This window comes from Roseovarius sp. (genome assembly GCF_040223625.1).
In the GTDB taxonomy this organism is placed as follows: Bacteria; Pseudomonadota; Alphaproteobacteria; order Rhodobacterales; family Rhodobacteraceae; genus Roseovarius.
In genome coordinates this window covers 1-12,303 of the sequence record NZ_JAVKFX010000043.1, presented here as the reverse complement: position 1 = coordinate 12,303, position 12,303 = coordinate 1, and the positions used below count along the sequence as shown (strand labels likewise).

Annotated in this window: 13 protein-coding genes; 3 read left to right on the top strand and 10 right to left on the bottom strand. The window is 65.4% G+C overall.

Features of this window, described 5'->3' with window-relative positions:
* Positions 1-76 precede the first annotated feature (76 nt).
* Positions 77-253: a hypothetical protein gene (locus RLN94_RS13160; protein WP_350131248.1), complete on the top strand. Its 177-nt coding sequence runs from the start codon at positions 77-79 to the stop codon at positions 251-253.
* A 33-nt stretch (positions 254-286) separates the two neighbouring features.
* Here the strand turns inward: RLN94_RS13160 and RLN94_RS13155 are convergent, their stop codons facing one another.
* The 9 genes from RLN94_RS13155 to RLN94_RS13115 all read right to left on the bottom strand — a co-directional run bounded on the left by RLN94_RS13155 (position 287) and on the right by RLN94_RS13115 (position 9,069).
* Positions 287-883, bottom strand: a complete 597-nt coding sequence (locus RLN94_RS13155) for an ANTAR domain-containing response regulator (protein ID WP_350131246.1) — start codon at positions 881-883, stop codon at positions 287-289.
* Entirely contained in the window at positions 876-2,036 is a 1,161-nt protein-coding gene (locus RLN94_RS13150; RefSeq protein ID WP_350131243.1) for a transporter substrate-binding domain-containing protein, read from the bottom strand. Before RLN94_RS13150 ends, RLN94_RS13155 begins: the two co-directional genes overlap by 8 nt.
* 15 nt (positions 2,037-2,051) lie before the next feature.
* Positions 2,052-3,188: an AAA family ATPase gene (locus tag RLN94_RS13145; protein WP_350131241.1), complete on the bottom strand. Its 1,137-nt coding sequence runs from the start codon at positions 3,186-3,188 to the stop codon at positions 2,052-2,054.
* A gap of 67 nt (positions 3,189-3,255) precedes the next feature.
* Positions 3,256-4,299 (bottom strand): aliphatic amidase, encoded by a 1,044-nt coding sequence (locus tag RLN94_RS13140; RefSeq protein WP_350131239.1) that lies wholly within the window; start codon positions 4,297-4,299, stop codon positions 3,256-3,258.
* 47 nt (positions 4,300-4,346) lie between these two features.
* Complete coding sequence (gene urtE / locus RLN94_RS13135) at positions 4,347-5,048, bottom strand: urea ABC transporter ATP-binding subunit UrtE (RefSeq protein WP_350131237.1); 702 nt, start codon at positions 5,046-5,048, stop codon at positions 4,347-4,349.
* Between the two features lie 2 nt (positions 5,049-5,050).
* On the bottom strand, positions 5,051-5,779 hold the full coding sequence (locus tag RLN94_RS13130) for an ABC transporter ATP-binding protein (protein WP_350131235.1): 729 nt from the start codon (positions 5,777-5,779) through the stop codon (positions 5,051-5,053).
* A gap of 2 nt (positions 5,780-5,781) precedes the next feature.
* Entirely contained in the window at positions 5,782-6,885 is a 1,104-nt protein-coding gene (gene urtC / locus RLN94_RS13125) for an urea ABC transporter permease subunit UrtC (RefSeq protein ID WP_350131233.1), read from the bottom strand.
* A 10-nt stretch (positions 6,886-6,895) separates the two neighbouring features.
* Positions 6,896-7,765 (bottom strand): urea ABC transporter permease subunit UrtB, encoded by an 870-nt coding sequence (urtB, locus tag RLN94_RS13120; RefSeq protein ID WP_350131231.1) that lies wholly within the window; start codon positions 7,763-7,765, stop codon positions 6,896-6,898.
* A 77-nt stretch (positions 7,766-7,842) separates the two neighbouring features.
* Positions 7,843-9,069 (bottom strand): transporter substrate-binding domain-containing protein, encoded by a 1,227-nt coding sequence (locus RLN94_RS13115; RefSeq protein WP_350131229.1) that lies wholly within the window; start codon positions 9,067-9,069, stop codon positions 7,843-7,845.
* A 398-nt stretch (positions 9,070-9,467) separates the two neighbouring features.
* Between RLN94_RS13115 and RLN94_RS13110 the strand changes: the two genes are divergently transcribed.
* A complete protein-coding gene (locus tag RLN94_RS13110; RefSeq protein WP_350169078.1) occupies positions 9,468-10,199 on the top strand; it encodes an SDR family NAD(P)-dependent oxidoreductase in 732 nt (243 codons plus the stop codon).
* Between the two features lie 44 nt (positions 10,200-10,243).
* Here RLN94_RS13110 and RLN94_RS13105 read toward each other — a convergent pair whose 3' ends face one another.
* A complete protein-coding gene (locus RLN94_RS13105) occupies positions 10,244-10,906 on the bottom strand; it encodes an FMN-dependent NADH-azoreductase (protein ID WP_350131225.1) in 663 nt (220 codons plus the stop codon).
* Positions 10,907-11,066: 160 nt separating this feature from the next.
* On the opposite strand from RLN94_RS13105, the gene RLN94_RS13100 reads away from it, so the two are divergent.
* Positions 11,067-11,960 (top strand): LysR substrate-binding domain-containing protein, encoded by an 894-nt coding sequence (locus RLN94_RS13100; protein WP_350131223.1) that lies wholly within the window; start codon positions 11,067-11,069, stop codon positions 11,958-11,960.
* The last annotated feature ends 343 nt before the right edge of the window (positions 11,961-12,303 follow it).

Genomic DNA, 12,303 nt, shown 5'->3' with positions numbered 1-12,303 from the left:
GGGGCCACCCCCGCCGCAAGGCCCTTTCACCCTAAACCCTCACGCCGGGCCCTCCTCCCGGCAAGCGAGCCAGACCATGTGCCACACCAACGCGACCGCCATATTTTCATGGAGCGTCATCCTCCTCCTCATCTCGGTCGCGGCCTTCATCGTCGCCGCCTGCATCGTCAACATGGACAGCTTTTCCGGCATCCAGCAGCGCGCGGATCGGGCCGCCCCCGGGATGACGGCGGGGATGAACTCGGGAACATGACGATGCCGGCCCCTCCCGCACCGGACACGCTCCTCAGTCTCCCATGTTGCTCAGGATGCTCTCCGCGTTGATGATCGACTGGGCGATCTCCGTGGTGGTCGTCCGCTTGGCCATCGCCTGTTTCCGGATCAGGTCATAGGCCTCCCGTTCCGTGATCCCGCGATGCCGCATGAGGATGAACTTCGCATCGTTCACCTTCTGCACGTTGTCGAGCTTCTCCCGCAGCTTCGTCAGGTCCTTCTTGAAGCGAAGCTGCTCCTGCTGAAACCGCCGCGCCATCAGCATGCTGCTCAGCACGCCCGCCGCCCGCACCGGCTTCATCAGGACCGAATGCGCGCCTATCTCGAAGATCAGGTCGAGCACGGAGGGGTTCTCGTACCCGATGATCGCCACCACCGAGGGCGGCTTCGCATTGTTGCCGATGAAGGATTTCAGCTTCTGCGCGCTCTGGTCGGTGACATCCACGAAGACAAGGTCGAACTTCTCAGGAAGCGCCTTGGGCACCGGCCACATGTGGTCGAAATTGCAGCCGATCCTGTTGACCTGCTGCATGAGCTCGTCTGCGCTTCGGTCCCGCGGATGGACGACCAGCGCATGAAGGTCTCTCAGATCCTGGATCGGATCACTCATTCCGTCGTCCGCCTCCCGCCACCTTCAGCGTTCGGAAGCTCCAGTCATGGATGGCCGGATAGACAAGGTACGGGTCCGGCTTGATGGCGCGGCGCACCTTGGTCTCGACAACGAATTCCCCGGCCTCGTCCACCTTGGCGATCCGCGACTGAAGGTAGGTGTGGTTGTTGTCGGGGTCGATCTTGATCTGCCCCTGCGGCGCGTCGAAACTCGCCCCCAGCAGCGCCTCGCGCAGGCTTTCGGTATCCATCTCGCCCGTCTCCTCCAGCGCGCGGGCAAACATGTGCACCTGGCTGTAGGTCGCCTCGCAACAGCTGGTGACATCCACCGTCGAGCCGAACTTTTCCTCGTATGCCTTGAGAAAACGGCGGTTCGCCGGCGAACTGACCGAGCGGAAATAGGGGGCGGCCGTGATATGGCCGGCTGACGCTTCCGGGCCTATGGCGGCGATTTCGCCTTCATTCGTGGTCAGGCTGGCGATGGGGCATTCCCGGCCCCTGCCCCCGGCCGCGTGATAGGCCTTGTAGAACTCGATGCAGGATTGCCCGACCACCGTCGAAAAGATCGCATCCGGCCGGACCTGCATGATCTCGTCGACCGCCGTGGCAAAATCCTCGGCCTTTGCGTCCAGCGCGAAATAAATCTCCCCCGTCACCTCTCCACCGCCTTGGCGAAGGACATTGCGCATCACCCTGTTGGATTCCCTGGGGTAAATATAATCGGAACCGACGAAATAGATACGCTTTCCATACGCGTTCATCAGGTAGTTGGCGAGCGGCACGCTGTTCTGGTTCGGGCAGGCCCCGCCGTAGATGACGTTCGGCGAATACTCGAACCCCTCGTAAAGCGTCGGGTAGAAGAAAAGCGCGTTGCGCCGCTCGACCACCGGCAGAACCTCCTTGCGCGACGACGACATGTAGCAGCCGAAGATCACGTCGATCTTGTCCTCGACGATCAGCTTTTCCGCCAGCTCGCCGTAGCGCTTGACCACCGAGGCGGGGTCATACCGGACAGGCTCGATCGGACGGCCGAGAACCCCGCCCTTCGCGTTGATCTGGTCGATCGCCAGCAGGGCCCCGTTCAGCTGCGACCGCTCGATGATCGACGTGACGCCCGTTTCCGAGAAAAGCAGCCCGACTTTCCAACTCTCCAAAAGCTCATATCCTTCTCAATACTGCCGGAACGACACGGTTTCATTCCGGTACTGGGCCTCCAGCCTGACAATGGCACTTCCGGTCGGAGGAGAGAAGTCGCCATGATCTCCAAGCAGGTACCCGGCCAGCGGAAACTCCAGGTAGCGCCGCATCGCCCGGCGAAGCCCGCGGGCGCCAAAGCGTTTATCATAGCCCTTGGCGGCAATGAAAGCTCTCACCTCGCCGGTGATCTCGAGCAGAAGATCATGCTTCTTCAGCCGCCGGTTCAGCCGCTCCAGCTCGACATCCACCAGGTCCGGCATCCGGTCGCTGCCGATCCAGTTGAACGTGTCCACGTGGTCGATCCGGTTGACCAGCTCGGGCGGAAACCGGTCCAGCAGGCACCGCATGACGATATCCTGCGCCCGCTCCCGTCGCGGCTTGCGCGCCGTGGCCAGCCGCGACCACAGGGCGCGCGGCCCGAACCCGCCGCCCTCGTCCAGCGCCATCAACTCGCGCGCGCCGAGGTTGGAGGACATGAAGATCAGGCTGTTGCGGAACGAATAGGTCCGCTCGCCCGAGGCCACCGTCAGGATGCCGTTGTCGAACACGTTCATCAGCGCCAGCACCACCTCGTTGCTGGCCTTCTCCAGCTCGTCGAACAGCACGATCCCGGGCAAGTTCCGGGTGCCCTCGATCTTCTCCTGGTCAAGGATCGTGGTGCCCTCCTTCGATCCCACGTAACCGGGCGGCGCCCCGGTCAGGGCGGCGGCGTAATGCTCCTGCGACAGCGTGTTCATGTCGACCCGGCAGAACGCGTCGGCATCGCCGTACATCGCCCGGGCCACGGTGCGCACGGTTTCGGTCTTGCCGACACCGGTCGGGCCACAGAACAGGACCGAGGCCAGCGGCTTGCGCGGATTCCCGATATCGGCACGGACGACCTTGAGGATCTCCATCACCTGCCCGATCGGCTCGTCCTGCCCGATGATCGAGGCCCGCAATTCCGCCTCGATCGCGTCCAGGTCGAACGAAAACCGCGAGGCAAGGCCATGACCTTTCCGCGCCCCGTGCCCGCCATGGCCGGTCACCCGGGCGTTCTCGTCCGCCAGGGCGGTGGCCAGCTTCTCTTGCCTCTGCGTATCGTGCAGCCGGTCGGTCAGGAAAGGCATGTTCCCTCCATCAAGCATTCGGGCGCGGCGCGGCCCCTCCGGGCCGCACCGCCAGTCTCCCGGCGGATCACTCCGCCTCCTTCTCCTTCGCACCGGTCGGCAAGCCGCCCACCGGACAACAGGCCACCCCCACCGTCGAGCGCGTGAAGGATTCCACATGCAACCGCGTCTTCTCGGCATCGTTCACCCAGTTGCGGTAGAACTCGAACGGGCACTCGGCCACGCCGTTCTCCCCGTCGCCCGAGGCGTGCACGCCGGTATAGCCCCGGTGCAGCAGCTTGAAGAGATGGTTCTGCGACTGGTCGTTGGCCCGCGCATCCCGGATCTCGGGGATCGACAGCTGCGCATACTGGATGCCCATATCCTCCTCCCCGCATTCCCCCAGCGTGCGGCCGTCGAAACCGATGATCGCCGAGTGCCCGAAATAGCTGTAGACCCCGTCGAACCCGGCGGCATTGGCCACCGCCACGTAACAGTTGTTGGCCCAGGCCATCGCCTTCGACATGATCACCTGCTGGTCCTTCGCCGGATACATGTAGCCCTGGCACCGCACGATCAGCTCCGCCCCCTTCATCGCGCAGTCGCGCCAGATCTCGGGATAGTTGCCGTCATCGCAGATGATCAGGCTCACCTTCAGCCCCTTGGGCCCCTCGACCACATAGGTCTGGTCGCCCGGATACCACCCCTCGATCGGGTTCCACGGCAGGACCTTGCGGTATTTCTGAACCACCTCGCCCTTGTTGTTCATCAGCAGAAGCGTGTTGTAGGGCGTCTTCTTGGGATGCTCCTCGTGCCGCTCGCCAGTGATCGAGAAGACCCCCCAGACATTGGCCTTCCGGCACGCCCGGGCGAACACCTCCGTCTCCTCGCCGGGAATGGTGGCGGCGGTCTCCATCATCTCGTCAGGGTCGTACATGATGCCCTGCGTGCTGTATTCGGGGAAGATCACCAGGTCCATGCCCGGAAGCCCCTGCTTCATCCCGATCAGCATCTCGCCGATCTTCTCGGCGTTCTCCATGACCTCGGCCTTGGTATGCAGCCGCGGCATCTTGTAGTTCACGACGGCGACGCCGACCGTGTTCTCGCTGCTTGAAATGTCACCATGTCTCATGTCTGGTCCTTTCCTGTTGGTCCTTGATGGTGGGTTGGCCCGACCCGTCAGAAGGTCAGGTGTTTCTCGACGACCTCGTCGGAGAGATCCGCGGATGTCCCGCTCAGAACGACGCGCCCCTTGTCCAGCACCAGGAACCGGTCCGCCGCCGACCGGGCGAAGGGCACGTTCTGCTCGACAAGGATGATGCCCAGCCCGCGTTCGCGGTTGAGCCGCACGATCGCCTCCTCGATCTGCTTCACGATATTGGGCTGGATGCCCTCCGTGGGCTCGTCGAGGATCAGAATCTTGGGGTCCATCGCCAGCGCCCGGGCAATGGCAAGCTGCTGCTGCTGCCCGCCCGACAGGTCGCCGCCGCTCCGGCCGATGAACTCGTCGAGGATGGGAAACATCTCGAACAGGTAATCGGGGATCTCGCGCTTTCCGTCGGGCCGGGCGAAGGTGCCCATCAGGATGTTCTCCCGCACGGTGAACTGCGGAATGATCTCGCGCCCCTGCGGGATATAGGCGATCCCCAGCCGCGACCTCTGCGGCGTCGACAGCCCCAGGATGTCCCGGCTGCCGAAGGCAAGCCCGCCGTCGCACCGGTCGGTCAGCCCCATGATCGACTTGAGCAGGGTCGTCTTGCCCACCCCGTTGCGCCCCAGCACGGCCAGGAACTCGCCCGGCTCGAGGTCGAAGGACACGCCCTGGATCACCGGGCTCTTGCCGTAGAAGGAGTAAAGCTCTCTCGCTTGCATGTTTTCCATGATCAATGCCCCAGGTATGCTGTCTTGACGGCCTCGTTGGCCTCGATCTCGGCGATCGAGCCCTCGGCCAGCATCGCGCCGCGGTTCATCACGATGATCCGGTCGGCCACGGTGCGGACGAAGGACATGTCGTGCTCCACCACGATCAGCGAATGGCTGGCGCTCAGCTTCCGGAAAATCCGCGCGGTCTTCTCGGTTTCCTGAAGCGTCATGCCGGCGGTCGGCTCGTCCATCAGGATCAGCCGGCTGTCCTGCGCGATCAGCATGGCGATCTCCAGCCATTGCGTCTCGCCATGCGACAGGTTCCCGGCCAGCTCGTCCCGCCGGTCGGCAAGGTCCACCCGGTCGAGGATCGCACAGGCCTCCCGCGCATCCGAAAGCGCCAGCCGCGTCAGCGCGCTCCACACCCCCGGCCGCTTCGACCGCGCAACCGACAGGTTCTCCGCCACGGTCAGGTCCTTGTAGACCGACGGCACCTGGAACTTCCGCCCGATGCCCAGCCGCGCCCGGCGAAACTCCAGCATCTGGCTGATCTCCGTCCCGTTCAGCCGGATCGAGCCGCCGGTCGGCTGCGTCTTGCCGCAGATCAGGTCCAGCGTCGTCGATTTCCCCGCCCCGTTCGGTCCCAGAAGGCACAGGATCTCGCCCTCCGCGACCGAGAAGCTCAGGTTGTCCACGGCGCGCAGGCCGCCGAATTCGACCTGCAGATCGGTGACTTGCAGTTGTCCCATGATCAAGGCTCCTGCCCGGTTTCAAGCTGTTGCGTATGGGATGCCCGCGGCTCTGCCCCGCGCGCCCGGTTCGGGCCGCGAAGCCTTGCGCCCAGACCGGTCAGAAGGCCGTAGATGCCGCGCGGCATGAACATGACGACCAGCACGAAGATCACGCCCAGCATCATGTGCCAGCCTTCGACGAACACGTCGGAAAGCCGCCCTTCCAGCAGGTTGACCACGATCGCCCCGAAGGCCGCCGCGATGACCGACTCCCGGCCGCCCACGGCGCACCAGATGACGATGGCAAGGCTGAACGAGACGCCCATATAGGTGGGCGAGGCGAATTCCAGCACCATGGTGTAAAGCATCCCCGCCCACCCGGCGAGCGCGGCGGATATGCAGAAGACCGCGGTCTGGTAGGTCGCCACGTTGTAGCCGAAGAACCGCGTCCGGTCGGCATCCTCGCGGATCGCGCGCAGGATCAGGCCGAACTTGCTGTGGGTCAGGTAGACCCCGATCGCCAGCGCCACCGTCAGGCACCCGGCCACGAGATAGTAGAACCCCATGCTGTAGGGGTCGACCGTCCAGCCCGGCAGCGCCAGTTGCGCCAGCCCCGTCAGCCCGTTCTGCCCGCCCGTCTGGCCCTGCTGGTTGATCACCAGAAGCTGGAACGCCACCAGGAAGGCCAGCGTGATGATCGCCACGAACACGCCCGCGATCCGCGCCCGGAACATGAAGATGGCGATCAGCCCGCCGATGAAGGCCGGCGCCAGCAGCCCCGCCAGCAGGGTGAAGGCCAGCGACTCGAACGGCACCCAGAGCAGGGGCAGTTCGGGCACGTTGTTCCAGCCCATGAAATCCGGCAGCCCGTCGCTGGCCCGCAGCTTGAGATGCATGGCCATCGCGTAAGATCCCATGCCGAAGGTCGCCGCCTGCCCGAGGTTCAGCAGCCCGGCCGTCCCCCACGACAGCGCCAGCGCCGCCGAGACGATGGCAAGGGCCAGGTAACGCGCGAAGGTGTTGAGCTCGAAGCCGTCGTAATTCATCAGGGCGGGCACCCCGAAGGCGATCACCACGGCAAAGATCACGAGCGCGACGAGATCGTAGTGAAATCTGGATGTCATGCCGGTCTCCTCAGCGACGTGTTTCGGTTGGGAACAGGCCCCGCGGGCGGAACCGGATCAGCACGATGATCCCCGCCAGCACGGCAATCCGGCCCAGCGTGTCGTTGATCACGATCGAGAACAGCGCCGTCGCCTCCCCGATCAGCACCGAGGCCGAGGCCGCGCCGATCAGGCTGCCCAGCCCGCCGACGATCACCACCAGGAACGCGTCGACCACCAGCCCCGTGCCCATGGTCGGGATCGTGCTGAACAGCGGCGTGATCAGCGCCCCCGCCACCCCGGCCAGCCCGGCCCCGTAGGCGAAGGTGAAGGAATAGATGCGCTTGGCCTCGATCCCGTAGCACTCGGAAATCCGGCGGTTCTGGATGACTGCCCGCAGCTTCATGCCGAACTCGGTCCGCGTCATCAGAAGCCACGTGCCGTAAAGCACCGCCACCGAGAAGGCGATCACGAACAGCCGGTAATTCGACATGATCAGCGGCCCGATCTGGGTATTGCCCGACAGAAGGTCGGGCCCCCGCACGAACCGCGATTCCGCCCCCACACCCAGCCGCACGGCCTGCTGCAGGATGATGCCGATGCCCCAGGTCGCCAGGATCGTGTCCAGCGGCCGGTGATACAGGTTCTGCACCACCACCTTCTCGATGATCCAGCCCACCGCGGCCACCGCCACGAAGACCAGCGGCAGCGCCGGAAGAATGCCGATCCCCCCGAAACTCTGCAGCGCCCAGGTCGCATAGGCACCCAGCATGACGAACTCGCCATGCGCCAGGTTGATGACCCCCATCGCGCCGTAGATGATCGCCAGGCCAAGCGCGATCATCAGCAGGATCGACGCCATGCTCAGCCCGGCGAAAAGTTGGTTCGCTATCACGTCCATGAATACACCCCTCCCATGGGTCCGGCCCCTGTTTCAGAGCCGGACGCTGTTTTCGGTCTGGTTGCGCTTGGAAACGGTCAGGCCTTGACCAGGCCCTCGCCGGTACAGGACTGGCCCTCGTAGGCCGCGTAGGGCAGCGGCGCGATCCGCTCGCTGGATTCCACCAGCACCTCGGCCTGCCCGTTCGCCTGCCACTGGCCGATCTTCGGCCACAGGTGGGTGTGCAGGTTCTCGTCGATCAGAACCTCGCCCTGCGGCGCATTCAGCGTCAGTCCCACCGCCGCATCGCGGATGGCCTCGGGCGTGATGTTCGCAGGGTCCAGCTTCTCCAGCGCCGCCTTGAACTGGTAAACCTGGAAATAGGCCGCTTCGCTGACGAAATGCGTCACCGTATCGGCGCCATAGCGCGACTTATAGGCCTCCACGAACGCCTCGTTCTCCGGCGTGTCATGCCCCATGAAATACGGCGCGGAAGAGAAATGCCCCGCCGCCGCCTCGCCGCCGATCGCCTTCACCTCGACCTCCGACCGCGTCAGGCTGATCACCGGCATCTTCTCCGGGTCAAGCTCGGCCGCGTGGTACTGCCGCGCGAAGGCCACGTCCGAGTCGCCCACAACGGTGGCGAAGATCACGTCCGGCTCCTCCGCCCGGATCCGGTTGATCACCGAGCTGAAATCCGAATGCCCCAGCGGCACGTATTCCTCGTTCACCACCTCGCCGCCATGCTTGGCCAGCAGCGTCTTGCAGTAATTGTTCTCTTCCTTCGGATAGACGTAATTGTTGCCGATCATGAAGAAGCGCGGCCCGAAATTCTCGATCGCCCAGGGGATCAGGTCATCCTGCTGCTGGTTCGGCACGGCCCCGCCATACATCACGTTGCGCGAACACTCCCGGCCCTCGTAGAGCGTCGGATACCAGTAGAGGTTCTTGCGCTGCTCGGTCACCGGCAGCACCGCCTGCCGGCTGGCCGAGGTGTAGGAGCCGAAGACGCTCACGCATTTGTCCCGGATCATCAGCCGCCGCGCCCGGTCCGCATAGGTCGCCGGGTCCGACGCCGGGTCCTCGATGATCGGCCGGAGCTGCCGGCCATGCACGCCCCCCTCGGCATTGATCTCCTCGATCGCCATCAGCGCGGCGTCGTGCAGGGTGCTCTCCACCACCGCCACGGCGCCGGTCAGGGAAAACAGCAGCCCGACGGGAATATCGCCCCCCTGCGCCATGGCCCGTCCGGCCGTGGTCAGCAGCGCGGGGGCCGACAGGGCACCGGCGGCACCGACCGCTCCAAGAAAGTCACGACGTTTCATCAGGTTATCTCCTCCGTTGGTTGCGAGCAGCCGTTGAATCGGCATAAAAAAAGGCCCTCCTCCGCGACGTTCGACGCCACGATCGGAGAGCCTATTTGCTCATGATTTTTCAGACTCGCATTTGAGCCTGAAACTATCGTTCAGCAGAACACGTTTTTTTGCAATAAAATTTTTGCGCGGAAAATCAGACAGTTAAACAAGCAGCCCTTTTCCGACCCCCGGCCACCGCCGCCCGAAATCGGCGCCACTGGACAGGCCCGCCAATCGCATCATGTCCCTGCCCAACCCCATTTTCATCTCGACCCGGGTCACGGCACTGCGATAGGCATTTGCACGAGGATCCACCGCGGAACGGACCGGCCTGCACCCCGGCCCTGCTGCCACCGGAGATACGGACCATGTCGGACACAAGAACCATCCTGCTGACAGGCGCAAGCCGGGGGATCGGCCATGCCACGGTGCGCAAGTTCAGCGCCGAAGGCTGGCGCGTGATCACCTGCTCCCGCCACCCCTTCCCCAAGGAATGCCCCTGGGGCGGAGGCGAGGAGAACCACGTCCAGATCGACCTCGCAGACCCCAACGACACCATCGCCAAGGTCGAGGTGATCCGCCGAAAGCTGGGCGGGCGGCTCGATGCGCTGGTCAACAATGCCGGCGTCTCACCGAAGGGCCCGGACGGCGCGCGGCTCGACACCATCGACACCGACCTGCGGACATGGGGCCACGTCTTTCACGTGAACTTCTTCGCCTCCGTCGTCCTGGCCCGCGGCCTGAAACAGGAGCTGGCCGAAGCCGGCGGGGCCGTGGTGAACGTCACCTCGATCGCCGGCAGCCGCGTGCACCCCTTCGCCGGCGCCGCCTATGCCACCTCCAAGGCCGCCCTCAAGGCGCTCACCCGCGAGACGGCGCATGATTTCGGTCCGCTCGGCGTGCGCGTGAACGCGATCGCCCCCGGCGAGATCGAAACCGAGATCCTCAGCGCGGGCACGGAAAAGATGGTCGAAGACATCCCGCTCCGCCGTCTCGGACAGGCCGGCGAGGTCGCCGATACCATCTACTTCCTGTGCACCGATGGCAGCGCCTACATTTCCGGCACCGAGATCGAGATCAACGGCGGCCAGCACGTGTAGGCGGTGCCCCCGAAAGGCCCCGGCCCCGCCTGACCGGCCGCCCCTCACGCCAGCGCCGTGGCCCGGCCCTCCGCCAGCTCCGCCAGAAGCGCGTCGACCTGCGCCTGCGCCGCGGCGATGGACCGGTCATGCCGCGCGTCCTTGAACTCCTGGTACTCGATCGCAACCTCGTGGATCCGCGCCGCGCCAAGGTATTTCGAAACCGTTTTCAGATGCGGAACGAGGTGGCCCATGCCCTCGCGCATGCCGCCCGGGGCAAAGTCGAACTCGCCCGAACTGGTCAGCAGCACCAGCGTCTTGCCCGACAGGATCGGCTCCAGCGGGAAATCGCCGCGCGACAGATCGAAACTGAAGGTCTCGCCGATGCGCACCACCTGGTCGACCCAGGCTTTCAGCGCCGCCGGCATGCCGTAATTGTACATCGGCGTGGCGATGACGATCATCTCCGCCTGCCGGATTTCCTCGATCAACTCGTCGGACAGCGCGAGCATCTCCCGCTGGGCGGCGGTCCGATCGGGCCGGGGCGTGAAGGCCGCGGCAACCCACGCCTCCGAGATGATCGGCGGCGGGGTGGTACCCACGTCGCGATGCGTGACATCGCCTTGCCCGTCCCGGGTCCTCCACCCGGTCACGAACCTGTCGCCAAGCATGCGCGACAACGAGCCGGCCTTCCGGGCGCTGGCCGTGACGTAAAGGATATTGGTCATGCCTCTGTTTCCTTCCTCTGTAGCCCGTGCGTCGGCGACGTTTCTCGCGCGAAGCCCTCCGGGGCCGTGTTCCATACCCCTCCCAGATGCGGGTTCGGCCGCCGTCGCACAAATGCAAAATTCCTGACGACAATGAAGTTCTCTTCATCTATCAGGGGGCATGTTCCAGACCCTTCCCTCCCTGGCCGCGCTGCGAGCCCTGGAAGCCGCGGTTCGCCTTGGCAGCTTCAAGGACGCGGCCGCCGAACTGTCGGTCTCGCCGACGGCCATTTCGCATCACGTCAAGTCGCTCGAGACAAACCTGGGGGTCGCCCTTTTCGTGCGCGGCACCCGCAGGGTGACGGCGACGACGGCCGGATCACAGCTTGCCGAGGCGGTGAATCGTGGCCTCTCGACGATTGCCGCTGCCGTGGATGATCAGCTGGAAGATGAGAAAATCTTGACCGTCTCCACCACGCCGGCCTTCGGCGCGCTCTGGCTCGTGCCCCGCCTTCGGCAGTTCCAGGGCCGCTTCCCCCGCTACCGCGTTCAACTGGAAACCGACACCGCCCCGGCCGACCTTGCGCGCGACCGCCGGGTCGACATCGCGATCCGCTACGGCGCGGCACCGGCGGCGGGCCTCGCCGCCACCCCGCTCGCCCGGGAAACCTTCGGCGCCTTCGCCGCGCCGGGGTATCCCGACACGGGCCGCGGCCTCGAGGATTTGGACTTCATCGAAACCGGATGGCGGCAAACCGGCCTTCAGCACATCGGCTGGTCCGCCTGGTTCGAGGCCGCGGGCGCTTCGGACCACGCGACCACCGCCCGGATCCGCAGCTTCGAGCAGGAGCACCACATGGTGCAATGCGGCATCGCCGGTCAGGGCCTGATCCTCGCCAGCACGCTGCTGGTGTCGGACCTCGTGGAACAGGGCCTGCTGGCGCCCTACCGGCCCGAGATCCGCCTGCCCGGCCTGACCTACACGCTGCTCACCACGCCCGAGGCCGCGGCCTCCCGCAAATGCCGCGACTTCCGCAAATGGATCACCGCCGAGCTCTCCGCCACCGATCGCTGATCCCGCCCCCACTCATCCCCGCCCCGGACCCCGATCCGGGGCCTCTCCCCTCGACCCAAACCCCATCTGTCGTCTCTCTCGGCCCGCCCCGGACCCCGATCCGGGCCTCTCTCCCCGCCCCGGACCGCGATCCGCAGCCTCTCCCGGCCCGCCCCAAACCCCGATCCGGGGCCTCTCTCCTCGACCCAAACCCCATCTGTCGTCTCTCTCTCCCCGCCCCGGACCGCAATCCGCCGCACCTCCCGGCCCGCCCCCGAACCCATACCGGGCCAAGGCCCCCCCCCCCCCCCCAGGGCCCCCAACCCCCCCAATGGGGTTGGGCCCCCCCCCCCCCCCCAACCCC

Excerpts from the sequence above, each read along its gene's own strand:
- RLN94_RS13160 (WP_350131248.1), top strand. The coding sequence starts at position 77 with ATGTGCCACACCAACGCGACCGCCATATTTTCATGGAGCGTCATCCTC.
- RLN94_RS13155 (WP_350131246.1), bottom strand. The coding sequence starts at position 883 with ATGAGTGATCCGATCCAGGATCTGAGAGACCTTCATGCGCTGGTCGTC.
- RLN94_RS13145 (WP_350131241.1), bottom strand. The coding sequence starts at position 3,188 with ATGCCTTTCCTGACCGACCGGCTGCACGATACGCAGAGGCAAGAGAAG.
- RLN94_RS13140 (WP_350131239.1), bottom strand. The coding sequence starts at position 4,299 with ATGAGACATGGTGACATTTCAAGCAGCGAGAACACGGTCGGCGTCGCC.
- urtE (WP_350131237.1), bottom strand. The coding sequence starts at position 5,048 with ATGGAAAACATGCAAGCGAGAGAGCTTTACTCCTTCTACGGCAAGAGC.
- RLN94_RS13130 (WP_350131235.1), bottom strand. The coding sequence starts at position 5,779 with ATGGGACAACTGCAAGTCACCGATCTGCAGGTCGAATTCGGCGGCCTG.
- urtC (WP_350131233.1), bottom strand. The coding sequence starts at position 6,885 with ATGACATCCAGATTTCACTACGATCTCGTCGCGCTCGTGATCTTTGCC.
- urtB (WP_350131231.1), bottom strand. The coding sequence starts at position 7,765 with ATGGACGTGATAGCGAACCAACTTTTCGCCGGGCTGAGCATGGCGTCG.
- RLN94_RS13115 (WP_350131229.1), bottom strand. The coding sequence starts at position 9,069 with ATGAAACGTCGTGACTTTCTTGGAGCGGTCGGTGCCGCCGGTGCCCTG.
- RLN94_RS13110 (WP_350169078.1), top strand. The coding sequence starts at position 9,468 with ATGTCGGACACAAGAACCATCCTGCTGACAGGCGCAAGCCGGGGGATC.
- RLN94_RS13105 (WP_350131225.1), bottom strand. The coding sequence starts at position 10,906 with ATGACCAATATCCTTTACGTCACGGCCAGCGCCCGGAAGGCCGGCTCG.
- RLN94_RS13100 (WP_350131223.1), top strand. The coding sequence starts at position 11,067 with ATGTTCCAGACCCTTCCCTCCCTGGCCGCGCTGCGAGCCCTGGAAGCC.